This window comes from Agromyces sp. NPDC056965 (assembly GCF_042673425.1).
Lineage (GTDB): Bacteria > Actinomycetota > Actinomycetes > Actinomycetales > Microbacteriaceae > Agromyces.
In genome coordinates this window covers 39,739-63,391 of sequence record NZ_JBHURI010000017.1, presented here as the reverse complement: position 1 = coordinate 63,391, position 23,653 = coordinate 39,739, and the positions used below count along the sequence as shown (strand labels likewise).

The window sequence follows — 23,653 nt, the reverse complement described above, 5'->3', positions numbered from 1 at the left end:
GGCGTCGGCGGCGGAGTGGCCCTCGCCCACGTCAGCGCTCACTCGTCGGCGCTCACTGCGAAGCGACGTCCAATGCCTCGACCAGGGTGAACGCGCCCGCGTACAGTGCCTTGCCCACGATCGTTCCCTCGAGACCGAGCGGCACGAGTTCGCGCAGCGCCACGATGTCGTCGAGGCTCGAGATGCCACCCGATGCGACCACCGGACGGTGCGTGCGCTCCATGACCTGGCGGAGCAGGTCGAGGTTGGGGCCCTGCAGCGTGCCGTCCTTCGTGACGTCGGTGACGACGTAGCGGGCGGCACCGGCCTCTTCGAGGCGCTCCATGACCTGCCAGAGGTCACCGCCGTCCTGCGTCCAGCCGCGGGCCGCGAGGGTGGTGCCGCGCACGTCGAGCCCGACGGCGATCGCCTCGCCGTACTGCGCGATGACGGAGGCCGCCCACTCGGGGTTCTCGAGCGCCGCCGTGCCGAGGTTGATGCGCTTGGCGCCGATCTCGAGGGCGTGCTCGAGCGACTCGTCGTCGCGGATGCCGCCGGAGAGCTCGACGTTGACGCCGCGCACCTGCCGGATGGTCTTCTTCAGCACGCTCGCGTTCGAACCGCGTCCGAACGCGGCGTCGAGGTCGACGAGGTGAATCCACTCCGCGCCCTGATCGGCCCACTCGACCGCCGCGTCGACGGGGTCGCCGTAGCTCGTCTCGGTGCCGGCTTCGCCCTTGGTCAGGCGCACCGCCTTGCCGCCGGCGACATCGACCGCCGGAAGCAGCACGAGGCGGGGGGTCTTGTTGAATTCACTCATTCACTGTCCTAGTCATCGCGGTCGCGCCTTGCGAGTCGGCACAGTCACAGCATCCTAGTCCGACCGTGTCGGAGCCGACTGCACGTGACGGTCGAACGGCTGAGCCGAGGGTCCCGATTCGACCATGTCGGTGCCGAGCACGTCATGGTCGAACGGCTCAACCGAGGGTCCCGATCCAGTTGGTGAGCAGGCGGATGCCCGCCTCGGCCGACTTCTCGGGGTGGAACTGGGTCGCCGTCAGCGGGCCGTTCTCGACGGCGGCGAGGAACCGGCCGCCGTGCTCGGCCCAGGTCAGGGTCGGCGCGGGGAACGGCGGCTCGACGTCGAGCAGCCACTCCTGCGCGGCGAAGGAGTGCACGAAGTAGAACCGCTCGTCTTCGATGCCGGCGAAGAGCGAGGAGCCCTCCCCCGCTTCGACGGTGTTCCAGCCCATGTGCGGCAGCACGGGGGCTGGCAGTTCGGTGACGGTTCCCGGCCATTCGCCGAGTCCCTCGGTGTCGACGCCGCGCTCGACGCCGCGCTCGAAGAGCACCTGCATGCCCACGCAGATGCCGAGCACCGGGCGTCCGCCCGCAAGGCGGCGATCGATGATCTTACCGCCGCGCACCGCGTGCAGTTGGTCCATGACGGCCTTGAACGCACCGACGCCGGGCACCAGGAGCCCATCGGCCTCGAGTGCCGCCGTGCGGTCGGCGGTCACGGTGACCTCGGCACCCGCGTGCTCGAGGGCTTTCGCGGCCGAGTGCACGTTGCCCGAACCGTAGTCGAGCACGACGACGCGTCGGGTGCGCGTCACAGCGCACCCTTGGTCGACGGCACTCCCGACACGAGCGGGTCGAATGCCTTCGCCTGGCGGAACGCCCGCGCGAACGCCTTGAACTCCGCTTCGGCGATGTGGTGCGGGTCGCGGCCGCCGAGCACGGTCACGTGCACGGTGAGGGCCGCGTTGTACGCGATCGCCTCGAAGACGTGCCGCACCATCGAACCCGTGAAGTGACCGCCGATGAGGTGGTACTCGAACCCGACGGGCTCGCCCGTGTGCACGAGGAACGGCCGGCCCGAGATGTCGACGACCGCCTGCGCGAGCGCCTCGTCGAGCGGCACGAGGGCGTCGCCGTAGCGGGAGATGCCGCGCTTGTCGCCGAGCGCCTGCTTGATGGCCTGTCCCAGCACGATGCCGACGTCTTCGACCGTGTGGTGCACGTCGATCTCGAGATCGCCGCTCGCCCGGACCGTGAGGTCGGTCAGCGAGTGCTTCGCGAACGCCGTCAGCAGGTGGTCGTAGAACGGGACCCCGGTCTCGATGTCGCTCGACCCGGTGCCGTCGAGGTCGATCGAGAGGTCGATGCTGGATTCGCTCGTCTCGCGCTGCACCCGGGCAGTGCGCGAAGGGCTCGATGCGGTCATGAGGCAATCCTATTCGGGGCGGATACGGCGATCGCTTCGAGGAAGGCCGTGGTCTCGGCCTCCGTGCCGGCGGTGACCCGCAGGTGGCCGGGGATGCCGATCTCCCGGATCAGGATGCCGCGGGCGAGCAGCTGCTCGAACACGGCGCGCGGGTCGTCGACGCCGCCGAACAGCACGAAGTTCGAGCCGCTGCGGTAGGGGTGGAACCCGAGCCGGGCGAGCTCGTCGGAGATGCGCTCGCGCTGCCCGCGGATCTCGTCGACCATCGCGAGCATCTCGGCCGAGTGGGCGAGCGCACCGAGGGCCGCGGCCTGCGTCAGCGCCGAGAGGTGGTAGGGCAGGCGCACGAGTCGGAGCGCGTCGATCGCCGCGGGGTCTCCGGCGAGATAGCCGACGCGGGCGCCGGCGAAGGCGAAGGCCTTGCTCATCGTGCGCGAGACGAGAAGGCGCGGGCGGCCCTCGAGCAGGGTGAGCGCGCTCGGCGTACCGGGGTCGGCGAACTCGAAGTACGCCTCGTCGACGACGACGATGCCGCGTGCCGCGTCGGCCACGGCCTCGATCGTCTCGATCGAGAGCGGGGTGCCCGTGGGATTGTTCGGCGCGCAGAGCAGCACGATGTCGGGGTCGTGCTCGCGCACTGCGGCGACGGCCGTCGCAGGGCTGAGCTCGAACTCCTCATCGCGGCCTGCCGTGATCCACTCGGTGCCGGTGCCCGAGGCGAGCAGGCCGTACATGGAATAGGTCGGCGCGAAGCCCAGCACCGAGCGACCAGGTCCGCCGTAGGCCTGCATGATGTGCTGCAGCACCTCGTTGGAACCGTTCGCCGCCCACACCTGTGCAGGGTCGAGGTCGTGCCCGAGGTAGTCGGCGAGTGCTCGGCGAAGGGCGCTGAACTCGCGGTCGGGGTAGCGGTTGAGCGTCATGATCGCGGCTGCGACGCGGGCGACGATGTCGTGTGCGACGGCCTCGGGAATCGGATGCGTGTTCTCGTTGACGTTGAGTGCGACCGGCACGGCTTGCTGCGGTGCCCCGTACGGGGTGCGACCACGGAGGTCGTCGCGGATGGGGAGGTCTTCGAGACTCGTCACCCTGCAAGCCTAACGAGGCTCGCCGCCGTGTTTCGGCGAGCGTCAGGGAGCGAGCGGCAGCGCGAGACGCTGCCCGGGTTCGACGACTGCGTCGTCGAGGCCGTTGAGCCGAACGATCTCGGCGATGACCTCGCGCACGTCGCCGCTCGGGTCGATCGTCTCGGCGATCGCCCACAGCGAGTCGCCCTGGCCGACGGTGACGTACTCGAAGGTCGCACCGGCGGAGTCGACGTCGGCGGCGGCGGCACCGGACCCGAGCACGAGGACGAACACCCAGATCACGAGCGGAAGCGCCGCGAGGCCGGTGAAGACGACGCGACCACGGCGGGTCAGACGAAGTCGGGTGCGCACCACCGTGGTCTGCACCTGCGCCGCCTGCTCGCGCGGGAGGGCCCGCGAGGGCTGGAAGCCGGTCGTTGCGATCGCTGCGCTCATGTCACACCTCCTGTAGGAGTCGCATCCGGCCCTCGGCCGGGAGAGCCGGATGCGAAACTCTGTTCCGAACATACATTCGAATTTCGAACATTGCAAGGAAGAAACTCCGGAAACCCGGGTGACCGAATTTCCAACACACTCGAACAGATGTTTGCCGCACGCACGCGAGGCGGATACAGTTTCGAATGCCTGGAAGACAGTCGACCAGACACCACCGACATCCGGCCGCTTGGCCGCTACGAGGGGCGGAGACGTTGAGCACCGACATCGACGACGTGCAGGCAGCGGGCAGGCCTCGGCGCCGCAAGAGTCTGAGCGCGAAGCAGATCGCCATCCTCGAGATGATCCAGCGCTCGGTCTCGAGCCGCGGCTACCCACCGAGCATGCGCGAGATCGGCGATGCGGTCGGGCTCTCCTCGCTGTCGAGCGTGACCCACCAGCTCAATCAGCTCGAACTCGCCGGGTACCTCCGGCGCGACCCCAACCGCCCTCGTGCCCTCGAAGTGCTCATCGAGCTGCCGGGCGTGACCGACCGCCCGATCACGCAGTCCGATCCCACGCCGGTCGGCGACGCGGCGATGGTGCCCCTCGTCGGGCGCATCGCGGCGGGTGTCCCGATCACCGCGGAGCAGCAGGTCGACGAGGTCTTCCCGCTCCCCCGCCAGCTCGTCGGCAAGGGCGAGCTCTTCATGCTCAAGGTCGTCGGCGACTCGATGATCGACGCGGCCATCTGCGACGGCGACTGGGTCGTCGTGCGATCGCAGCGCACCGCCGAGAACGGCGAGATCGTCGCGGCGATGCTCGACGGCGAAGCCACCGTCAAGGTCTTCCGCCAGCGCGACGGGCACACCTGGCTGCTCCCCCGCAACAGTGCGTTCGAGCCGATCGTCGGCGACCATGCCGAGGTGCTCGGCAAGATCGTCGCCGTGCTGCGCTCGGTCTGACGAGCGTCGCCGCAGCAGCGTCGCGCAGCGACGGCGGCAGCAGCGGAATGCCGCCCGCTATGCGGCGGTGCGGGCTCCGGCCGGCACCGGTTCCGGCGCCGTCGGCGCGAGGTCGCGAAGCCATCCGAGCACGGCGTCCATGAAGCCGGCGTGATCGTCGCGGAAGACCGTGTGCCCCGTGCCCTGCACCGTCTCGACGGTCATGCCCTGGTGGCGCAGCTGGCGGGCGACCTTCGCCGTGATGAGCAGGCTCTTCTCGGCGAGCACCACGAGCGTCGGCGCCACGAGGCGGGCCGGCGGCACGAGCGGCCGGGTGTCGGTGAAGCCGAGGATCGTGCGCTTGTCCCAGTCGCGCAGCGTCGCGAGTTCGATGTCGACGTCGACGGCGCTCCACTTCGGATTCATGCGCACGAGCGCGGAACGCCGGGGCCGCGGTGCGACGGCGAAGAACGCCTTGAACGCCCAGCCCTTGACGCCCTTCGGGAACGAGAAGGCCGGGTCGATGTAGATCGCGGCCCGGGGAGCGAGCCGGTCGGCCACGAGGCTCGCGACGAGCCCGCCGAGCGAGTGCCCCATGACGATGTCGGGCGGTCCGTCGAGCAGCGGTTCGAGCGTCTCGACGACGTCGCCGGCCCACGCTGCGGGCGAGTAGCGCAGTGCGCGCGGGCTGCGGCCGTGGCCGGCGAGGTCGACCGCGAGCACGCGGAAGCCCTGGGCCTCGAGCTCCGCGGTGACGCGATGCCAGGCGCGCGAGTCCGACATGATGCCGTGGATGAGGATCGCGGTGCGCGCACCCCCGCCTGATTCGTGGACCGCGAGTTGCATGCCTCGACGGTACGTGGCGCGCCTGTGCATCACCCCGGCAAGAGCCGAGCGGATGCCGCGAGCCGCGACATCCGCTCGGTCGCCGCTACCCGGCGAGCACCGGGGCGGCGCGCTCCGCCCGCACCACCGCGGTCGCCTCGACGATGTGCCGCAGCGACTCGACGGTCTCGTCGTAGCCGCGGGTCTTCAGGCCGCAGTCGGGGTTGACCCAGAGCCGCGTCGCGGGGATCGCGCCCGCTGCGCGCTCGAGCAGCGCCTGCACCTCGGCGACGCCGGGCACGCGCGGCGAGTGGATGTCGTAGACGCCCGGGCCGATGCCGTGGTCGAAGCCGCTCGTCTCGATGTCGTCGACGACCTCCATGCGACTGCGGGCCGCCTCGATCGAGGTGACGTCGGCGTCGAGGTTCTTGATCGCGTCGATGACGACGCCGAACTCGGAGTAGCAGAGGTGCGTGTGCACCTGCGTGCCGGGCACGGCGCCGCCCGTCGCGAGGCGGAAGGAACCGACCGACCAGTCGAGGTAGGCGGGCTGGTCGGCCAGTTTCAGCGGGAGGAGCTCCCGCAGCGCGGGTTCGTCGACCTGGATGATGCGGATGCCGGCGGCCTCGAGGTCGGTGATCTCGTCGCGGAGGGCGAGGGCCACCTGTCGGGCCGTGTCGCCGAGCGGCTGGTCGTCGCGCACGAACGACCAGGCGAGGATCGTGACCGGGCCGGTGAGCATGCCCTTCATGTGCTGCTCGGTGAGCGACTGCGCATAGCTCGACCACTCGACGGTCATCGGCGCCGGCCGTGAGACGTCGCCCCAGAGGATCGACGGACGCGTGCAGCGCGACCCGTACGACTGCACCCAGCCGTGCTTCGTGACCGCGAATCCGTCGAGCAGCTCGGCGAAGTACTGCACCATGTCGTTGCGCTCGGGTTCGCCGTGCACGAGCACGTCGAGGCCCAGCTCCTCCTGCAACCGGACGACGCGCTCGATCTCGGCGCGCATGAGCGCCGCGTAGTCGTCGGCGGGCAGCTCTCCCTTGACGAGACGGGCACGTGCGCGACGGATCTCGGACGTCTGCGGGAACGACCCGATCGTGGTCGTCGGCAGCTCGGGCAGGCCCAGCGACTCCTGCGCCGCGACGCGCTCGTCGTAGCTCGAGCGAGCGAAGTCCCGCTCGGCGAGCCCTGCGAGTCGTTCGCGCACCGAGGGCACGCGCACGCCTGGCGCCGCGTCGCGGTCGGCGAGGGCGGCGGATGCCTCGGCGAGCTCGGCCTCGATCGAGTCGCGCCCCTCGGCGAGACCACGACCGAGCACGGCCACCTGGCCGACCTTCTGGTCGGCGAACGCGAGCCACGAGACGAGACGCGCGTCGAGTTCGTCCTCATCCGCGACGTCGTGGGGAACGTGCAGCAGCGAGGTCGAGGTCGACACCGAGACAGCCGGCGACAGGTGCTGCACGGCCGCGACGCGATCGAACGCGGCGGCGAGGTCGCCCCTCCAGATGTTGTGACCGTCGATGACGCCGGCCACGAGCGTCTTCGATGCGAGCGATTCGGCGGTGACGGGGTCGAGGCCGTCGGGCAGCGAGCCGCGCACGAGGTCGAGGCCGATCGCCTCGACCGGAGTCGCGGCGAGGGCGGGCAGGGCATCGTCGAGCGAGCCGTACGGGGCGGCGACGAAGATCGCCGGGCGGGCATCGAGTGCGCCGAGCGCGCCGTAGGCGATGCCGACCGACTCGAGCACGCGGGCCCGGTCGACGTCGATGCTCTCGCTCACGAGGGCGGGCTCGTCGAGCTGCACCCATTCCGCACCGGCTGCGGCGATCTGCTCGAGCAGCGCCGCGTAGACCGGGACGAGATCTGCGAGTCGGTCGATCGGCGCGAATCCGGCCGGAGCACCGTCGGCCGCCTTCGCGAGCAGCAGGAAGGTCACGGGGCCGACGATCGCGGGCCGCGTCGTGAACCCGGCCGCCTTCGCCTCGGCGAACTCGGCGATGATGCGCTCGGCATGCAGGGAGAACGCGGTGTCGGGGCCGATCTCGGGCACGAGGTAGTGGTAGTTCGAGTCGAACCACTTCGTCATCTCGAGCGGGGCGTCGTCGCCGACGCCTCGCGCGATCGTGAAGTAGGCGGCGAGGTCGAGCCGGCCCTGCTCGTCGGCGAGTCCGGCGAAGCGCTCGGGCACCGCACCGACGGTGACGGCGGTGTCGAGCACCTGGTCGTAGAACGAGAACGTCTCGGGGATCGCCGAGCCTGCGCGGGCGAGGCCGAGCGACGCGAGGCGCTCACGGGTCGCGGCACGCAGAGCCGCGGCCTCGCCCTCGAGCTGTTCTGCCGTGATCGAGCCGGCCCAGAACGCCTCGACGGCCCGCTTGAGCTCGCGGCGGCGACCGATGCGCGGATAGCCCAGGATCGTCGCGTTGGGGAAGACGGGGACAGGGGTGGTCATCGTGCGGTGTTCCTCTCGTCGGCGAACCGGTCGGTTCGCAGTCCGAGCCGGTCGACGACGTCGAGCACGGCTTCATGGCGGTTGAAGGTGTAGAGATGCAGGCCGGGTGCGCCGCCTGCGATCGCCTCGGCGGCGAGCCGGGTGGCGAAGGCGATGCCGAGCTCGGTCTGCGCAGCGGCATCCGGTTCGATCTCGAGGTCGATGGCGAGCGCCGCGGGCGGTTCGACGCCGGTCAGCTCCGTCAGCCGCGCGAGGCGGGTGGGGGTCGTGACCGGCATGATGCCCGGAAGGATGGGGATCGTGACGCCGCCCGCGCGAGCGCGCTCGACGAAGCCGAGGTAGTCGTCGGCCCGCCAGAAGAGCTGAGTGATGGCGAGGTTCGCTCCGGCGATCTCCTTCGCGAGGAGCGTGTCGACGTCGTGTCCGAGGTTCCGCGACCGCGGATGCCCCGTCGGGAATGCGGCGACCGCGACGCGCTCGGGCCGGGGCCGCGCCGTGATGCGCGATGCACCGGGGTTGCCGGGGACTCCGACCTGCTCGAAGGGCTCGCGCTCCTCCTGCACCCGGTGGATGAGCTGTACGAGTTCGGCAGCGCTGCCCAGGTCGCCGATGCCCGCGTCGGGGTCGGCGTCGGCCGGCGGGTCCCCGCGCAGCGCGAGGAAGCTCGTGATGCCCGCGTCGAGGAACTCGCGCACGAGCCGGTTGGCCTCGGCGTGCGAGGATCCCACGCAGGTCAGGTGGGCCATCGGCTCGACGTGCGTGTGCTCGAGCATGTAGCGGAGCACCGTCAGCGAGCGGGCGCGCGAGCTGCCGCCGGCGCCGAACGTCACCGAGATGAACGAAGGGTCGACCTCGGCGAGCCGGTCGATCGTGCGGCCGAGGGCCAGCGCCGCGGCGTCGGTGCGCGGCGGGAAGAGTTCGAAGGAGAGCGGCAGCCTGGGCGGACAGTCGGCGCCCGATGCGTCGGTTGCGGTCGATGCCATGGTGCTCCTGCGTGGCGAGCGGCAACGGGAAGAACACGGCAGGCCGCGTTCCCCCGGCCGGAACGGCGGGTGGATGTCGCGGGCGGGTGCCGGGCTCGGCGGTCGCTCCAAGCGACCGGCTTCGGCCGGTCACTGATCGATCAGGAGCGACGATACGCGGCAGCGCGCAGCGCCGCCATGACTGTGACGCACAGTGACACGTCGGCGTCGCCGAGGCAGGCGTCGCCGAGGCAGGGGTCGCCGAAGCATCCGCAGGTCAGTCCTGCGAGCGGATGCCGCGGCTCAGCGACCCGCGGAGGCCGCCGCGAACTCCTCGAGCTGGCCGGCCAGCTCGGGCGATGCGAGCGCACGCACGCGCGTTCCCTCTTCGTCGTACTCGATCGAGAGCACTCGACCGGTCTCGTGCAGCGTCGAGACGACGTCGCCCCGGTCGTACGGCACGAGCAGGTCGATCTCGACGGCAGGATCGGGCATCATGCGCGCGATCGCCTCGAGCACCTCGGAGACGCCCTCGCCCGTTCGGGCGGAGGCGAAGATCGCACCAGGCTCGAGACCGCGCAGCACGAGGCGGTCTTCGGGAGTCACGAGGTCGGCCTTGTTGAAGACGATGAGCTCGGGGATGTCGCGCGCACCGACTTCGCCGATGACGTCGCGCACCGTGGCGATCTGCCCGGCCGGGTCGGGGTGGGCGGCGTCGACGACGTGCACGATGAGGTCGGAGTCGCCGACCTCCTCGAGCGTCGAGCGGAACGCCTCGACGAGCTGGTGCGGGAGGTTGCGCACGAAGCCGACGGTGTCGGCGATCGTGTAGATGCGCCCGTCGGCCGTCGTGTTGCGGCGCACGGTCGCGTCGAGCGTCGCGAACAGGGCGTTCTCGACGAGCACGCCTGCGCCGGTGATGCGGTTCAGGATGCTCGACTTTCCGGCGTTCGTGTAGCCCGCGATCGCGACCGACGGCACGGCGTTGCGCTTGCGATTGGCGCGCTTGGCCTCACGTGCCGGCTTCATACCCGCGATCTGCTTGCGGAGCTTCGCCATGCGCGAATGGATGCGGCGACGATCGAGCTCGATCTTCGTCTCACCGGGTCCGCGGGAGCCCATTCCGGCCCCGGCGCCGCCGACCTGGCCACCGGCCTGGCGGGACATCGACTCACCCCAGCCGCGCAGTCGCGGCAGGAGGTACTCGAGCTGCGCGAGTTCGACCTGGGCCTTGCCCTCGCGACTCTTCGCGTGCTGGCTGAAGATGTCGAGGATGACGGCGGTGCGGTCGATGACCTTGACCTTGATCGCGTCTTCGAGGGCACGCCGCTGGCTCGGCGCGAGTTCGGTGTCGGCGACGACGGTGTCGGCACCGAGCGAGGCGACGATGTGCCGCAGCTCGTCGACCTTGCCTCGACCGAGGTACGTGCTGGGATCGGGGTGCGGGCGACGCTGCAGCACGCCGTCGAGCACGCGGGCGCCCGCCGTCTCTGCGAGGGCGGCGAGCTCGCGCATGGAGTTCTCGGCCTCGTCTTGCGAGCCCTGCGAGTACACGCCGATGAGCACGACGTTCTCGAGCCGCAGCTGCCGGTACTCGACCTCGGTGACGTCTTCGAGCTCGGTGGAGAGTCCGCCGACCCGGCGGAGGCCGGCCCGCGCCTCGCGGTCGTACTGCTCGCCGTCGGTGTCGGAGGCGAACAGGTCGACCGAGTCGGGCGACATGAGCGCTTCGGCGGCGTCGGATCCGAATCGGGTCACGCCGGCCTTCGTCTCTGCACCCTTGAGGACCCGCTCGACGGCGTCGTCTGCGGCGTTCTGTTCGGCGTCATTCATCGCATTAACCCTAGTTCCCATCGCTGCGATAGGTTCCCCTGTATGGCCTCCGACCATTACTTCTCCTCTCGTCCGGGCGGCGAGGCCACTCTCCGCACCATTTCCGTGACCCTCGCCGGGCGCGAGCTGTCGCTCTCGACCTCGGGCGGCGTCTTCAGCCCCGAGCACCTCGACACCGGCACCCGCATCCTGCTCGACCGTGCCCCCGAGCCGCCGGCGAGCGGTGACCTGCTCGACCTCGGCTGCGGTTGGGGCCCGATCGCGATCTCACTGGCGCTCCGGGCTCCGGATGCCACGGTGTGGGCCGTCGACGTGAACGAACGCGCCCTCGACCTCGTGCGCCGCAACACGGCACGCCTCGGCATCACCAATGTCAACGCGGTGCTGCCGGGCGATGTTCCCGCCGACGTGCGCTTCGCCGGCATCTGGTCGAACCCGCCCATCCGCGTGGGCAAGGCCGAGCTGCACGCGCTCCTCGAGCACTGGCTCCCCCGCCTGGCCGATGATGCGAGCGCGTGGCTCGTCGTCGCGAAGCACCTCGGCGCCGAGTCGCTGCAGCGATGGATCGCCGACGAGCTCGACTTCGACGTCGACCGGGTCGCGCAGGACAAGGGCTTCCGGGTGCTCGAGGTGAGCGCCGCGGCATCCGCTCGCTGACCGTGCGGCATGCGCCCGCGAACGGCGGGTGCGGCTGCCGGCTCAGGCGAGGCTGAGGACGCCGTCGAAGACGAGCTCCGCCGGCCCCGAAAGGGCCGCGTGCTCTCCGTCGGCCGCCTGGAACAGGCGCACGCCGAGCACGCCGCCCGGCACCTGCACGCGCCAGCGGTCGGGGGCGGCTTCGCCCGCCCAGTAGCGCACCGCGAGCGCGGAGGCCACGGCCCCCGTGCCGCACGAGAGCGTCTCGCCCGAGCCGCGCTCGTGCACGCGCATGCGGATGCGGCCGACGCCGTCTTCGACGAGGGGCTCCGCAGGCACGACGAACTCGATGTTGGCGCCCGCCGCGGGTTCGGGCTCGATGACCGGCTGGTACGAGAGGTCGAGTCCGTCGAGCTCATCGTCATCGGCGAGGGCGACGACGATGTGCGGGTTGCCGACGTCGATGCCGAGACCCGGCCGGGCGACCGGCAGGCTCTTGCCGCGCACGAGCGGCTCGCCGCCGTCGAGGCGCCACGGGCCGAGGTCGGCCTCGAAGCCCGTCGCCGTGCGGCGCACGGTGCGAACGCCGGCGCGGGTGCCGATCGCGATCGAGTCGTTCACGCCGAGGTCGGCGAGCCCCTGGTCGATCAGGTAGCTCGTGAAGACGCGGATGCCGTTGCCGCACATCTCGGAGACGGTGCCGTCGGCGTTCCAGTAGTCCATGAACCAGAGGGCCTGCGGGTCTTCGGCCAGTGATGCGGCGCCCGCGTCGAGGTTCGCCGAGCGAACCGCGCGGATGACGCCGTCGGCACCCACGCCGAACCGGCGGTCGCACACCGCGGCGATCTGGGTCGGGGTGAGCTCGGACTCCCCCTCGGGGTCGCTGAAGAGCACGAAGTCGTTGCCCGTGCCCTGGCCCTTTGTGAACCGCAGATCGAATGCCATCCGATCAGTCTATGGCTGCGATCCGGCGCCCCTCGGCGAGCCGCAGATCGAATGCCATCGATCAGTTGACGGCTGCGATCCGGCGCCCTCGGCGAGCCGCAGGTCGAAAGCCATCGATCAGTCTGTCGCTGCGATCCGGGCGAGTTCGGTGCCGCGTGCGACGGCGTCATCCGCATCGATCGTGACCGCGTCGCGATAGCGCTTGAACCAGCTCACCTGCCGCCGCGCGTAGGTGCGGGTGAGCTGCTGCGTCTCGGCGATCGCCTCGGCCTGCGAGAGGCGGCCCGTGATCTCGCCGAGTGCCTGCGCGTAGCCGATGGCCTTGCGTGCGGTCACGCCCTGCTCGATGCCGGCCGGGATGAGCCCCCGCACCTCGTCGACGAGACCGTCGCGCCACATGCACTCGACCCGCTCGTCGAGGCGCTCGACGAGGGTCGCCCGATCGCTGCGGAGGTGCACGACGCCGTGAGGCCGCCACGACACGGGTTCGTCGGGCAGCCGAGCCGCCTTGGGCTCACCGGTCACCTCGATCACCTCGAGGGCGCGCACGAGCCGGCGCCCGTTCTGCGCGTCGACGCTCGCCGCCGTCTCGGGGTCGATCTCGCGGAGGCGCGCATGGAGCATGCCCGGACCCCGCTCGGCGAGTTCGGCCTCGAGTCGCGCGCGCACCGCGGCATCCGTGCCCGGAAAGCGGAAGTCGTGGATGACCGACGAGACGTACAGGCCCGAGCCGCCGACGAGCAGTGCGACGCCGTCGCGCGCGATCACGTCGTCGACCGCGGCTCGCGCTGCCGACTGGTACTCGGCGACGGATGCCTCGTCGACCACGTCGAGCACGTCGAGCAGGTGGTGCGGCACCCCGCGGCGCTCGGCGAGCGGGAGCTTCGCCGTGCCGACGTCCATGCCCCGGTAGAGCTGCATGGCGTCGGCGTTCACGACCTCGGCGACGCGGCCGACCCTGCCGAAGGCCTCGGCCAGATCGAGCGCGAACGCGGACTTGCCCGTGCCGGTCGCACCGACGATCGCGATGAGCGTCACGTCAGCGTTGGCCGTCGGACGGGTCGTAGATCGGCATCGTGCCGACGCCGGGCGCGATGAGCGGCTCGGTGCCGCGCGCACGCAGCGTGGGCAGGCCGAGCGACACCCGACCGGCAGCGGATGCCCCGGGGCCGGCGGGTACGCCGCAGCTCTCCGCCTGCGCGCGATCCCACGCGTCGCCCGCACGCGTGCGGCGGATGCGGAGCGGGGCATCGTCGAGCGAGTCGGCGATCAGGTGGAACGGCGCGGCCTGCGTGATGGTGACGGAGACGACGTCGCCCGGGCGAGGCAGTTCGGAGCCGGCCGGCACCTCGAAGTGCACGAGACGGCTGTCTTCGGCCCGGCCGCTCAAGCGGTGCGTCTCTGCATCCTTCTTGCCCTCTCCGGTGGCCACGAGCACCTCGACGGGGTGACCGATGAGGCGCTGGTTCTCCTCCCACGAGATGCGGTCCTGGAGTGCGAGGAGCCGTTCGTAGCGTTCCTGCACGACCTCCTTCGGGACCTGGTCCTCCATCGTCGCCGCCGGCGTGCCGGGGCGGATGGAGTACTGGAAGGTGAAGGCCGAGGCGAATCGGGCCGCCTCGACGACGCGGAGGGTCTCTTGGAAGTCCTCCTCGGTCTCGCCCGGGAAGCCCACGATGATGTCGGTCGAGATCGCCGCGTTCGGGATGCGCGCACGCACCCGGTCGAGGATGCCGAGGAACTTCTCGGAACGGTAGGAACGTCGCATCGCCTTGAGGATGCGGTCGGAACCCGACTGCAACGGCATGTGCAGCTGCGGCATGACGCTCGGCGTCTCGGCCATCGCGTCGATCACGTCGTCGGTGAATGCGGCAGGGTGCGGGCTCGTGAAGCGGATGCGCTCGAGGCCCTCGATCTGGCCGGCGGCTCGGAGCAGCTTGCCGAACGCCTGCCGGTCGCCGAACTCGACGCCGTAGGAGTTCACGTTCTGGCCGAGGAGGGTGATCTCCATCACGCCGTCGTCGACGAGGGCCTGCATCTCGGCGAGGATGTCGCCGGGCCGGCGGTCCTTCTCTTTACCGCGCAGCGCCGGCACGATGCAGAAGGTGCACGTGTTGTTGCAGCCGACCGAGATCGAGACCCAGCCGCTGTAGCTGGAGTCGCGCTTGGTCGGCAGCGTCGATGGGAAGACCTCGAGCGAGTCGAGGATCTCGAGCTGCGCCTCGTCGTTGTGACGCGCACGCTCGAGGAGGCTCGGGAGCGCGCCCATGTTGTGGGTGCCGAAGACGACGTCGACCCACGGCGCCTTCTCGAGGATGACGTTCTTGTCCTTCTGGGCGAGGCATCCGCCGACCGCGATCTGCATGCCCTCGTGGCGACGCTTGACCGACGCGAGGTGGCCGAGGTTGCCGTAGAGCTTGTTGTCGGCGTTCTCACGAACGGCGCACGTGTTGATGACCACGACGTCGGGCTCCGCGCCGTCCGCGGGCACATAGCCCGCGGCCTCGAGCGAGCCCGAGAGACGCTCGGAGTCGTGCACGTTCATCTGGCACCCGAAGGTGCGGACCTCGTAGGTGCGCGGCGTCGTTGCCGCTCCGGCGAGCTCGTCGCCGGTCATCTCATCGATGGAGACGTCGTGAATGGTGCTCATGATCGCACCAGTTTACGAGCCTTCGGCGGAGAGTGCCGCCGTCACCGCCTCGCGCACGACGTCGCCCGGGTAGCCCCGCCGCTGGAGGAACGCGGACAGTCGACGCTCGGCGGTCTGCCGGTCGAGGCCGCGCAGCTGACGCGCCCGCCGCTCGGCGACCGTGCGAGCATTCTCGAGCTCGGTCTCGGGATCGAGGTCTTCGACCGCTGCCCGTGCGAGTGCGTTGTCGACGCCGCGGCGCCCGAGCTCCTGCATGATCGCCCCGCTGCCCTTGCCCCGGCGCACGCCGTGACTGTGCACGAGCTGCTCGGCGAGCTTCGCGTCGTCGAGGTAGCCGAGCCGTTCGTACCGCTCGATCCACTCCTCGACCTCGATGTCGTCGAGCCCGTGCTCGACGAGCACCGCGCGCACCTCGGACACCGAGAGCGCCGAGCGCCGCAGCCGTGAGATGACGAGCCGGTCGATGCGCTCGTCGCGCTCCGCCCCGGACTCCTCGGGTTCCGACGACTCCGACTCCGCCCACGTCTCGTTGCGCGAGACGGAACGAAGGCGCCCACCACGACCGCCGTCGGCATTCGGCCGACTCCGCGATGCCGCGACGGCCGGCGCTTCGGATTCGACCTCCGGCTCGACCGTCGGCCGGCTCCGCGATGACCTGGCCGGCGGCGCCGGCGTCTCCGCCTTCGCCCACGGCAGGTACGTGACCGGGGCGAGTCGTTCTGATGATGCGTCGCTCATGTCTGACTCACCCCGGTCATGTCGTGGTTCGGAACTCAGGCGCCCTTGCGACCGAGCTTCGGTGCGATGGGCTCGACGTTCGCCGGCGCCGCAGTACCGGCCGGCTGGCCGACGTTCAGCTTGACGAGGATCTTCTGCTCGATGTCAGCAGCGATGTCGGGATTCTGCAGCAGGAAGTTGCGGGCGTTCTCTTTGCCCTGGCCGAGCTGGTCGCCGTCGTACGTGTACCACGCGCCCGACTTCTTGACGATGGCCTGGTCGACGCCGAAGTCGATGAGGCTGCCCTCACGCGAGATGCCGGTGCCGTACAGGATGTCGAACTCGGCCTGCTTGAAGGGCGGGGCCATCTTGTTCTTCACGACCTTGACGCGAGTGCGGTTGCCCACCGCCTCGGTGCCGTCTTTCATCGTCTCGATGCGACGGATATCGAGGCGCACCGAGGCGTAGAACTTCAGCGCCTTGCCGCCCGCAGTGGTCTCGGGGCTGCCGAAGAACACGCCGATCTTCTCGCGCAGCTGGTTGATGAAGATCATCGTGGTGTTGGTCTGGCTGAGACCACCCGTGAGCTTGCGGAGCGCCTGCGACATGAGTCGGGCCTGGAGGCCGACGTGGGAGTCGCCCATCTCGCCCTCGATCTCGGCACGGGGAACGAGCGCCGCGACCGAGTCGATGACGATGAGGTCGATGGAGCCGGAGCGCACGAGCATGTCGGCGATCTCGAGCGCCTGCTCACCCGTGTCGGGCTGGGAGACGAGCAGCGCGTCGATGTCGACGCCGAGCTTCTTCGCGTACTCGGGGTCGAGCGCGTGCTCGGCATCGATGAACGCGGCGATGCCGCCGTTGCGCTGCGCGTTGGCGATGGCGTGGAGGGTCAGCGTCGTCTTACCCGACGACTCGGGGCCGTAGATCTCGATGATGCGGCCGCGCGGGAGACCGCCGATGCCGAGCGCGATGTCGAGGGCGATCGAGCCGGTGGGGATGACCTCGACGGGAGCGCGCTCTTCGCTGCCGAGGCGCATGACCGAGCCCTTGCCGAACTGGCGGTCGATCTGCGCGAGGGCGGTCTCGAGTGACTTCTCGCGGTCTGCTGCTGATGCCATGGGTGGGGCTCCTTCTTGCTCGATTGCTGCTGCCTCTAGGCTGTCGTTCCACGTTGCGAGTGCTGACCGTTCGGTGCTGACCCGCGGCGTCGTGCGACAAGGCGATTGCGGTGTGTTCCGACGCATCGACCGTATGGTCGGCCACCGACATCCGTCGTCGATACGACGGGGATGTGGACAGCTGCGCTGAAGCTCCTGCTGTTGAGGAGCCTACCCCAGCTCCCGAACGCATGTTCGAAGAATCGCCCGCGTGTCGAACACGTCTTCGGACGCGACTGCGAGCCTCGATGGCGCGGCGAACCGCAGCACTACGGGTGTCTCGGCGTGCGCGTCTCGCCGGGCACCGGGCGGCCGGCGCCGTGTCGGCGCTCCTCCGGGACATCCGTCGCCTCGCAGAGCGCGAGCCAGACCTCGCGCGGGCGCACCCCGGCGGCAAGAGCCTCACGGGCGGTGCGGCCGCCGAGCGCGGTGAGCACGAGGTCGCCGACGATCGCGCCGCCGTAGCCGACGCCGAACTCCTCTGCGACCGCGGCCTGGAACTCGCTCTGCTTCACCGGATCACCTCTGGACAGACGATCGGCCGGTCCGAGGACCGGCCGATCTGCGTTGCGTGCGTGGAGTGGTCAGCGGACCATCAGGTCGGCGTCGAACTCCGCCACGAGCTCGTCGGGCAGGCTGTCGGGCACCACTGAGAGGCCCTCGAGCACTGCGATGCGGTCGCCGACCTCGTGCATGATCACCGAGATGGGCGTGTCGAGTGCGTCGGCGACGGAGGCGAGGATCTCGGAGGACGCCTCTTTCTGACCTCGCTCCACCTCGCTCAGGTAGCCGAGTGCGACGCTGGCCTTGGACGCGACCTGGCGAAGGGTACGACCCTTCTGCAGGCGGAAGTCCCTCAGCACATCGCCGATCTCCTGTCGAACCAGGACCATCGGGAACCTCCTTCTCTCTGCCTGCGGCTCCGCTGGAAGCCGGAAACGGGAGCGTCAGTCTAGCCGACTCTCCGTGCTTCCAATCTAGCGTTGCACACTGGGGCTTTCGTGTGAACCTGCCACATGTAACAGGGTGTTCACGAAGACTATTCCGCGTCCCGGCCGGAATCCCTTCGACTCCCGGATGTCTCGTGCTCCCGATCCCCCACGGCCGCGATCGCCGCCGTCGGCACGAGGGTCGGCGTCGCTTCGAGCTTCGCCTTGCGCCGCTTCAGCCAGATGCCGAGCACGATGATGACGGCGAGCGTGCTGTAGGCCACGATCGCGAACGGGCTGTGCACGAGGTAGGCGAGGTCGCCCTGGCTGATGGCCATCGACTTGCGCAGCTGCTCCTCGGCCATCGGACCGAGGATGCCGCCGACGACCATCGGCGCCACCGGGTACCCGTAGCGGCGCATGAAGAAGCCGACGAGGCCGACCGCGAGCAGCGTCACCGTGTCGAAGACGTTGAAGTGCAGCGCGTACGCGCCGAGCCCCGCGAATGCGAGGATGCCCGCATAGAGGTACGGCCGGGGAATGCGCAGCACCTTCACCCACATGCCGACGAGCGGCAGGTTCAGCACGAGCAGCATGACGTTGCCGATGTAGAGGCTCGCGATGAGCGCCCATACGAGGCCCGACTGGTTCTCGAAGAGCATCGGCCCCGGGCGGATCCCGTAGGACTGGAACGCCGAGATGATGATGGCGGCCGTCGCCGTGGTCGGGAGCCCGAGCGTGAGGAGCGGAACGAGCACGCCCGCCGCCGCCGCGTTGTTCGCGGCTTCGGGTCCTGCGACGCCCTCGATGGCGCCGCGACCGAACTCCGCCCGCGCATCGCCCTTCGCGAGCTTCCGCTCCGTCGCGTAGGAGAGGAAGGTCGCGACATCCGCCCCGCCCGCCGGGATCGTGCCGATCGGGAAGCCGATCGCGGTGCCGCGCAGCCACGGACGCCATGAGCGGGACCAGTCGCTGCGGGTCATCCAGTTGCGCCACCCCTTCGTGACCGGGATGACGCGGACGGCGCCGTGCCGGAGCCGCGACGCCACGTAGAGCGTCTCGCCGAGGGCGAAGAGGCCGACCGCGATGATCACGACGTCGATGCCGTCGGCGAGGCTCGGGATGCCGAAGGTGTAGCGCTGCTGGCCCGAGAGCACCTCGGTGCCGACGAGCCCGAGCAGGAGGCCGAGGCCGAGCGAGACGAGCCCGCGCGGCACGCTCGAGCCGAGCAGCGCGCCGACCGTCAGGAAGGCGACGACGATGAGGGCGAAGTAGTCGGCGGGCCCGAGCTGCACCGCGAGCTTCGAGATGCCGGGGGCGAGGAAGGTGAGCGCGAGGGTCGCCGCCGTTCCCGCGACGAACGATCCGATCGCCGCGGTCGCGAGGGCCGCCGCCCCTCGCCCGGCCTTCGCCATGCGGTTGCCCTCGAGCGCCGTCACGATCGACGCGGACTCCCCCGGCGTGTTCAGCAGGATCGAGGTCGTCGACCCGCCGTACATGCCGCCGTAGTAGATGCCGGCGAAGACGATGAGCGCGCCGGTGGGGTCGAGCGAGTACGTGAGCGGCAGCAGGAGCGCGACGGTCATCGCGGGGCCGATGCCCGGGAGGACGCCGACGGCGGTGCCGATGAACACGCCGAAGAGGGCGTAGAGCAGGTACTGGGGCTGCAGCGCGGTGGCGAACCCCTCGAGCAGTGCGGTGAGGCTATCCATGGAAGATCGGGATCCAGTCGAGGAGGGGGCCGGCGGGCAACGAGAGTCCGAGCCACGAGCCGAAGACGAGTTGGGTGACGATGCCGAGGCCGAACCCGATGACCACGGCCATCCACCAGCGCTTCGCGCCGAGCGACCAGGCAGCCCCGGCGAAGAGCACCGTCACCGCGAGCGGCCAGCCCGCGAACTCGATGAGCACGATCTGCGAGAGGAAGCAGACGACGAGCTTGACGACGGTGAGCCAGTCGGTCGGCGCGTCGGGGTCGACGTCCTCCCCCTCGTCGGGCACTCCACGGCGGCCGCGGGCGAGTTGCACCACGACCACGACGGATGCCGCGACGAGCAGTACCCCGACGGCGTACGGGAAGACCCGGGGCCCGAGCACGCTCGCCGAGCCCGGTGGCACGCGGATGAATCCGGCCCCGATGATCGCGTAGGCACCCAGCGCGGCGCACACCGCGGCGAAGACGTACTCGCCGATCGGCGCGCGAACGGGGGCGGCTCCCCCCGGCGCCGCAGCGCCGAGGGGAGCCTGAGCGGCGTCGGTCACGGGGCGACCAGGCCGATCGTGGTGAGCGTCTTCGTCACCTCGGTGATGTTGCCGTCGAGGAACGACTGGAACTCGGCGCCGACGAGGAACGCGTCGGCCCAACCCTTGTCGGCGAGCGTCGCGGTCCAGCCCTCCGAGTCGTGCAGTTCGGTGACGAGCGTCGTGAGCGCCTCGACCTCTGCGTCGGAGATGCCGCCGGGTGCGAGGAGGCCCCGCCAGTTCGTGAGCTGGACGTCGTAGCCCTCGTCGATGAGGGTCGGAGTGTCGGGCAGCAGTTCGACGGGCTCGGGCGAGGAGACGGCGAGCGCACGGAGTTCGCCGGCCTCGATCTGCTCGACGAACTCGCCGACGCCCGAGATGCCGGCCTGCACGGTGTTGCCGAGCAGCATCGTGACGGCCTCGCCGCCGCCCGAGTTCGGGATGTAGTTGAGGGTCGACGGGATGTCGGCGGGGTCCACTCCGGCCTCGGTCAGGAGCATGCCGGCGAGGATGTGGTCGGCGCCGCCGGCCGAACCGCCGGTGACCGAGATCGCCGCGCCCTCGTCGACGATCGCATCGACGAGGTCCTCGGTGGTCTTGTACGGCGACGAGGCCGGCACGACGAGCACGAGCGCCTCCTCGGTGAGCTTCGCGATCGGGGTCATGTCCTCGATGCGCACGTCGGAGGCGTTCGTCTCGACCGCGCCGACCATGACGAGCCCGGTGACCATGAGCGTCGCCGGGTCCTTCTCGTTGGCGAGCGACGCGAGGCCGACGGTGCCGCCGGCCCCGCCGATGTTCTGCACCGGCGCCTGCGTGACGAGGCCTTCATCGGTCAGGACCTGGGACATGGCACGGGCCGTCTGGTCCCAGCCGCCGCCGGGGTCGGCCGGGGCGATGAGGTTCACGGCGTCGAGGGATGCCGCTGCGGCATCCGTCTCGCCCGCGTCGCTGCCGGCCGGGGCCGCGCATGCGGCGAGGCCCAGCAGCGCGGCGACGCCGACGCCCGCGAACCCGACGCGGGTCGCCGTACGGGTGGTTCGAGTGAGTGCGGCCGACGTGCGCGGCCCGCTGTGAGATCGCAATGCTCCTCCTTGAGTGCCCGGGAGATCCGCGGGCGTGACGATCGATGTGCCGCCGACGCTAGGGCGGGCGCGACCGCGGCCGGAAGCCTGCGGTCGTAACGGTCGTACTGGTCGTTTCGGTCGATTCGGTCGTATTGGTCACGGTCCAGCGGCCAGGCACTGCGGCGTCGTGCGGCACACTTGACGGATGGGCCGGTCGATGACGCTTGGCATGCAGCTCCTGCTGCTGCAGATCGTCATCGTGCTCACGACCGTGGTCGGCACGGGCGTCGCCGCCGTCTGGATGCAGGAGCAGCAGCTGCGAGACGCCTACGAGGACCGCATGGTCGCCGTCGCTCAGTCGGTCGCCGGGCTCCCCGTCATCACCGAGGCCTTCGACGATCTCGACCCCGCGGCGACGATCCAGCCCGTCGCGGAGGTCGTGCGCCGCGCCTCCGATGTCACGTACATCGTCGTGGCGAACGACCTCGGCATCCGCTACTCGCACCCGAACCCCGATCGCATCGGCGAGAAGGTCTCGACCGACCCGGCGATCCCGCTCTCCGGCCAGGTCTACGTCGGCACCCAGACGGGCACGCTCGGCGAGTCGTGGCGCGTGAAGGTGCCGATCTTCGCGGCCGACGGCGAGGTCATGGGGCAGGTCTCGGTGGGCATCCTCGAGTCCGAGCTGCGCGCCGACTTCGCGGGCGGCCTCACGATGCTCCTCGTCGCGCTCGTCGCGGCCGCGGTGATCGGGGTGGTCGGTTCGGCATGGATCGGCCGCGTCATCCGTCGCCGCATCTACGGGCTCGAGCCCGACGAGATCCGGGCGCTCCTCGAGACCCGCGAGGCGATGCTGCACGGCATCCGCGAGGGGCTCGTCGCCGTCGACGACAACGGCCGGATCGTGCTGATGAACGATGCGGCCGCACGCCTCCTCGACATCGACGAACCGGCCGCGGTGCTCGGCGCGCAGGTCGACGCGGTGCTCGATCGCGAGCTCGCCGCGTTCATCGCGTCGGGCGAGGATCGCGAGACGCTCGTGCTCTCGGGTGAACGGGTGCTGCTCGTGCACGGCGACCGGGTCGGCGTCGACGGTCGCGAGATCGGCTCGATCGCGATCCTGCGCGACCGCACCGAGCTCGAGACGGTCCTCCGCGAGCTCGAGGGAGCCCAGGGTCTCGCTGAGGGCCTGCGGGCGCAGTCGCACGAGTTCGCCAACAAGCTGCACGTCGTGAGCGGACTGCTCGAGCTCGGACACGTCGAGGCCGCGATCGCGTTCATCGAGCGCGTCGGCAGCGGCGGCGCACTCTCGACGCTCGACGAGCACGACGGCATCGGCGACGTCGAGACGGCCGCGCTCGTGCTCGCCAAGCGCTCGCGGTCGCAGGAGCTCGGCATCGAACTCCGTCTCGACCCCGAATCGCACCTCGATGCGGCGGGCGACGACGCTCCGCGGACCGAGCTGCTGACCGTCGTCGGCAACCTGCTCGACAACGCGATCGAGGCGTGCGTGCTCGGGGGTCGGGTGACGCTCTCGATCCGCGACGACCTCGAGCCGGCGACCGTGGTCGTCCGCGTCGACGACGACGGCCCCGGCGTGCCCGAAGATCGCCGCGCGGCGATCTTCGAACCCGATGTGAGCGAGAAATCAGCCGCACCGGGCAAGGCACGGCGAGGCATCGGGCTCACGATCGTCACTCGCATCGCCGATCGGCTCGGCGGTTCCGCGGCCGTCACCGCCTCGCCGACGGGCGGGGCACGGTTCACGGTACGACTCCCGTGGCCCGGACCCGGCGACCGCGAGCGCGCTGCGACGATCGCGGCCGCCGACCTCGGAGCACGCGCATGAGCGATCTCCGCGTCGTCATCGTCGACGACGACTTCGCCGTGGCGCAGGTCAATCGCGCCTTCGTCGACGCACGGCCCGGCTTCACGGTCGTGGCGGAGGCCCACACGGGCGCCGAGGCGCTCGCGGCGATCGAGCTGCACCGGCCGCAGCTCGTACTGCTCGACGTCTACCTGCCCGACCTCGGCGGCATCGACGTGCTGCGGCGCCTTCGCGCCGACGACGACGACGTCGAGGTCATCGCCGTGACCGCGGCGCGCGACCTCGACACGGTCCGCCGGGCGCGGCAGCTCGGCGTGCGCCACTACCTCGTGAAGCCGTTCTCGGGTGCAGCGCTCGGCGAACGACTCGACGAGGTGCGCCGCGGCATCGTCGCCGACTCCGCGATGCCGGGTGCAGCACTCGATCAGCGTGCCGTCGACCAGATGCTCGGGGGCGCATCGACCCGACGAGCCGTGCTCCCCAAAGGCCTGTCACCGGTGAGCCTCGAGCGCGTCGCCGCGCAACTGGCCGCGTGCGAAGCGGATGCCTCGGCAGCCGAGATCGCCGAATCCCTCGGCATGTCTCGGGTCAGCGCGCGTCGCTACCTCGAGCACCTCGTGTCGCGCGGTGTCGCCGAGGTCTCGCCCCGCTACGGCAACGCTGGACGCCCCGAGCACCGGTACCGCGCGCCGCACACGCGCCCGCTCGCCTGACCGCGGGGCCGACGGAGTAGGCCGACGGACCGGGCCC

Annotated in this window: 23 protein-coding genes; 4 read left to right on the top strand and 19 right to left on the bottom strand. The window is 70.5% G+C overall.

All coding sequences use genetic code 11. The annotated features are described in order from the left end of the window. Positions 1-52 precede the first annotated feature (52 nt). The 5 genes from priA to ACFTQE_RS06455 all read right to left on the bottom strand — a co-directional run bounded on the left by priA (position 53) and on the right by ACFTQE_RS06455 (position 3,729). Entirely contained in the window at positions 53-799 is a 747-nt protein-coding gene (gene priA / locus ACFTQE_RS06475; protein WP_375836768.1) for a bifunctional 1-(5-phosphoribosyl)-5-((5-phosphoribosylamino)methylideneamino)imidazole-4-carboxamide isomerase/phosphoribosylanthranilate isomerase PriA, read from the bottom strand. A gap of 157 nt (positions 800-956) precedes the next feature. After that, the gene (gene hisH, locus ACFTQE_RS06470; RefSeq protein ID WP_376924284.1) at positions 957-1,595 is read right to left on the bottom strand and encodes an imidazole glycerol phosphate synthase subunit HisH; all 639 of its coding nucleotides are present in this window, start codon (positions 1,593-1,595) and stop codon (positions 957-959) included. Continuing rightward, positions 1,592-2,206 (bottom strand): imidazoleglycerol-phosphate dehydratase HisB, encoded by a 615-nt coding sequence (gene hisB / locus ACFTQE_RS06465; protein WP_375836772.1) that lies wholly within the window; start codon positions 2,204-2,206, stop codon positions 1,592-1,594. Before hisB ends, hisH begins: the two co-directional genes overlap by 4 nt. Next, positions 2,203-3,294: a histidinol-phosphate transaminase gene (locus ACFTQE_RS06460; RefSeq protein WP_376924283.1), complete on the bottom strand. Its 1,092-nt coding sequence runs from the start codon at positions 3,292-3,294 to the stop codon at positions 2,203-2,205. The genes hisB and ACFTQE_RS06460 overlap by 4 nt, the downstream gene beginning before the upstream one ends. Before the next feature lie 42 nt (positions 3,295-3,336). Then, positions 3,337-3,729, bottom strand: coding sequence for a LysM peptidoglycan-binding domain-containing protein (locus ACFTQE_RS06455; RefSeq protein ID WP_376924282.1), 393 nt, complete (start codon positions 3,727-3,729; stop codon positions 3,337-3,339). A gap of 266 nt (positions 3,730-3,995) precedes the next feature. Between ACFTQE_RS06455 and lexA the strand changes: the two genes are divergently transcribed. Further along, positions 3,996-4,673, top strand: coding sequence for a transcriptional repressor LexA (gene lexA / locus ACFTQE_RS06450; RefSeq protein WP_375837625.1), 678 nt, complete (start codon positions 3,996-3,998; stop codon positions 4,671-4,673). Between the two features lie 57 nt (positions 4,674-4,730). On the opposite strand, the gene ACFTQE_RS06445 is transcribed toward lexA, so the two are convergent. The 4 genes from ACFTQE_RS06445 to hflX all read right to left on the bottom strand — a co-directional run bounded on the left by ACFTQE_RS06445 (position 4,731) and on the right by hflX (position 10,730). Further along, entirely contained in the window at positions 4,731-5,498 is a 768-nt protein-coding gene (locus ACFTQE_RS06445) for an alpha/beta fold hydrolase (protein ID WP_376924281.1), read from the bottom strand. An 85-nt stretch (positions 5,499-5,583) separates the two neighbouring features. After that, positions 5,584-7,935, bottom strand: a complete 2,352-nt coding sequence (metE, locus tag ACFTQE_RS06440; RefSeq protein WP_376924280.1) for a 5-methyltetrahydropteroyltriglutamate--homocysteine S-methyltransferase — start codon at positions 7,933-7,935, stop codon at positions 5,584-5,586. Then, a complete protein-coding gene (locus ACFTQE_RS06435) occupies positions 7,932-8,918 on the bottom strand; it encodes a methylenetetrahydrofolate reductase (protein WP_376924279.1) in 987 nt (328 codons plus the stop codon). The genes metE and ACFTQE_RS06435 overlap by 4 nt, the downstream gene beginning before the upstream one ends. 282 nt (positions 8,919-9,200) lie before the next feature. Next, on the bottom strand, positions 9,201-10,730 hold the full coding sequence (gene hflX, locus ACFTQE_RS06430; RefSeq protein WP_376924278.1) for a GTPase HflX: 1,530 nt from the start codon (positions 10,728-10,730) through the stop codon (positions 9,201-9,203). Positions 10,731-10,772: 42 nt separating this feature from the next. On the opposite strand from hflX, the gene ACFTQE_RS06425 reads away from it, so the two are divergent. Next, complete coding sequence (locus ACFTQE_RS06425) at positions 10,773-11,387, top strand: class I SAM-dependent methyltransferase (RefSeq protein WP_376924277.1); 615 nt, start codon at positions 10,773-10,775, stop codon at positions 11,385-11,387. Positions 11,388-11,429: 42 nt separating this feature from the next. Here ACFTQE_RS06425 and dapF read toward each other — a convergent pair whose 3' ends face one another. The 10 genes from dapF to ACFTQE_RS06375 form a co-directional block, all read right to left on the bottom strand. Beyond that, complete coding sequence (gene dapF, locus ACFTQE_RS06420; RefSeq protein ID WP_376924276.1) at positions 11,430-12,311, bottom strand: diaminopimelate epimerase; 882 nt, start codon at positions 12,309-12,311, stop codon at positions 11,430-11,432. A gap of 117 nt (positions 12,312-12,428) precedes the next feature. Next, the gene (gene miaA, locus ACFTQE_RS06415) at positions 12,429-13,349 is read right to left on the bottom strand and encodes a tRNA (adenosine(37)-N6)-dimethylallyltransferase MiaA (protein ID WP_376924275.1); all 921 of its coding nucleotides are present in this window, start codon (positions 13,347-13,349) and stop codon (positions 12,429-12,431) included. A gap of 1 nt (position 13,350) precedes the next feature. Beyond that, positions 13,351-14,928, bottom strand: a complete 1,578-nt coding sequence (gene miaB, locus ACFTQE_RS06410; protein ID WP_376924287.1) for a tRNA (N6-isopentenyl adenosine(37)-C2)-methylthiotransferase MiaB — start codon at positions 14,926-14,928, stop codon at positions 13,351-13,353. A gap of 45 nt (positions 14,929-14,973) precedes the next feature. Then, entirely contained in the window at positions 14,974-15,699 is a 726-nt protein-coding gene (locus ACFTQE_RS06405) for a regulatory protein RecX (protein WP_376924274.1), read from the bottom strand. Between the two features lie 35 nt (positions 15,700-15,734). Beyond that, entirely contained in the window at positions 15,735-16,799 is a 1,065-nt protein-coding gene (gene recA / locus ACFTQE_RS06400; RefSeq protein WP_376924273.1) for a recombinase RecA, read from the bottom strand. 308 nt (positions 16,800-17,107) lie between these two features. After that, entirely contained in the window at positions 17,108-17,353 is a 246-nt protein-coding gene (locus ACFTQE_RS06395) for a DUF3046 domain-containing protein (protein WP_332063447.1), read from the bottom strand. Between the two features lie 69 nt (positions 17,354-17,422). Continuing rightward, positions 17,423-17,731 carry a helix-turn-helix domain-containing protein gene (locus tag ACFTQE_RS06390; protein ID WP_056013571.1) on the bottom strand — a complete coding sequence of 103 codons (309 nt, stop codon included), beginning with the start codon at positions 17,729-17,731 and terminating at the stop codon, positions 17,423-17,425. Between the two features lie 146 nt (positions 17,732-17,877). Beyond that, positions 17,878-19,479 carry a tripartite tricarboxylate transporter permease gene (locus ACFTQE_RS06385; protein ID WP_376924272.1) on the bottom strand — a complete coding sequence of 534 codons (1,602 nt, stop codon included), beginning with the start codon at positions 19,477-19,479 and terminating at the stop codon, positions 17,878-17,880. After that, positions 19,472-20,029: a tripartite tricarboxylate transporter TctB family protein gene (locus ACFTQE_RS06380; RefSeq protein WP_376924271.1), complete on the bottom strand. Its 558-nt coding sequence runs from the start codon at positions 20,027-20,029 to the stop codon at positions 19,472-19,474. Before ACFTQE_RS06380 ends, ACFTQE_RS06385 begins: the two co-directional genes overlap by 8 nt. After that, on the bottom strand, positions 20,026-21,093 hold the full coding sequence (locus ACFTQE_RS06375) for a Bug family tripartite tricarboxylate transporter substrate binding protein (protein ID WP_376924270.1): 1,068 nt from the start codon (positions 21,091-21,093) through the stop codon (positions 20,026-20,028). Before ACFTQE_RS06375 ends, ACFTQE_RS06380 begins: the two co-directional genes overlap by 4 nt. A gap of 199 nt (positions 21,094-21,292) precedes the next feature. Here ACFTQE_RS06375 and ACFTQE_RS06370 point away from each other — a divergent pair, with 199 nt between their 5' ends. Further along, positions 21,293-22,924 carry an ATP-binding protein gene (locus ACFTQE_RS06370; RefSeq protein WP_376924269.1) on the top strand — a complete coding sequence of 544 codons (1,632 nt, stop codon included), beginning with the start codon at positions 21,293-21,295 and terminating at the stop codon, positions 22,922-22,924. Further along, positions 22,921-23,616, top strand: a complete 696-nt coding sequence (locus tag ACFTQE_RS06365) for a response regulator (protein ID WP_376924268.1) — start codon at positions 22,921-22,923, stop codon at positions 23,614-23,616. Before ACFTQE_RS06370 ends, ACFTQE_RS06365 begins: the two co-directional genes overlap by 4 nt. Positions 23,617-23,653 lie beyond the last annotated feature (37 nt).

Bases quoted from the DNA above. Each gene is read 5' to 3' on its own strand.
- dapF (WP_376924276.1), bottom strand. From the start codon at position 12,311: ATGGCATTCGATCTGCGGTTCACAAAGGGCCAGGGCACGGGCAACGAC.
- ACFTQE_RS06435 (WP_376924279.1), bottom strand. From the start codon at position 8,918: ATGGCATCGACCGCAACCGACGCATCGGGCGCCGACTGTCCGCCCAGG.
- priA (WP_375836768.1), bottom strand. From the start codon at position 799: ATGAGTGAATTCAACAAGACCCCCCGCCTCGTGCTGCTTCCGGCGGTC.
- ACFTQE_RS06365 (WP_376924268.1), top strand. From the start codon at position 22,921: ATGAGCGATCTCCGCGTCGTCATCGTCGACGACGACTTCGCCGTGGCG.
- ACFTQE_RS06455 (WP_376924282.1), bottom strand. From the start codon at position 3,729: ATGAGCGCAGCGATCGCAACGACCGGCTTCCAGCCCTCGCGGGCCCTC.
- recA (WP_376924273.1), bottom strand. From the start codon at position 16,799: ATGGCATCAGCAGCAGACCGCGAGAAGTCACTCGAGACCGCCCTCGCG.
- ACFTQE_RS06370 (WP_376924269.1), top strand. From the start codon at position 21,293: ATGACGCTTGGCATGCAGCTCCTGCTGCTGCAGATCGTCATCGTGCTC.
- ACFTQE_RS06445 (WP_376924281.1), bottom strand. From the start codon at position 5,498: ATGCAACTCGCGGTCCACGAATCAGGCGGGGGTGCGCGCACCGCGATC.
- ACFTQE_RS06405 (WP_376924274.1), bottom strand. From the start codon at position 15,699: ATGAGCGACGCATCATCAGAACGACTCGCCCCGGTCACGTACCTGCCG.
- ACFTQE_RS06385 (WP_376924272.1), bottom strand. From the start codon at position 19,479: ATGGATAGCCTCACCGCACTGCTCGAGGGGTTCGCCACCGCGCTGCAG.
- ACFTQE_RS06425 (WP_376924277.1), top strand. From the start codon at position 10,773: ATGGCCTCCGACCATTACTTCTCCTCTCGTCCGGGCGGCGAGGCCACT.
- miaB (WP_376924287.1), bottom strand. From the start codon at position 14,928: ATGACCGGCGACGAGCTCGCCGGAGCGGCAACGACGCCGCGCACCTAC.
- ACFTQE_RS06390 (WP_056013571.1), bottom strand. From the start codon at position 17,731: ATGGTCCTGGTTCGACAGGAGATCGGCGATGTGCTGAGGGACTTCCGC.
- hflX (WP_376924278.1), bottom strand. From the start codon at position 10,730: ATGAATGACGCCGAACAGAACGCCGCAGACGACGCCGTCGAGCGGGTC.
- hisB (WP_375836772.1), bottom strand. From the start codon at position 2,206: ATGACCGCATCGAGCCCTTCGCGCACTGCCCGGGTGCAGCGCGAGACG.
- metE (WP_376924280.1), bottom strand. From the start codon at position 7,935: ATGACCACCCCTGTCCCCGTCTTCCCCAACGCGACGATCCTGGGCTAT.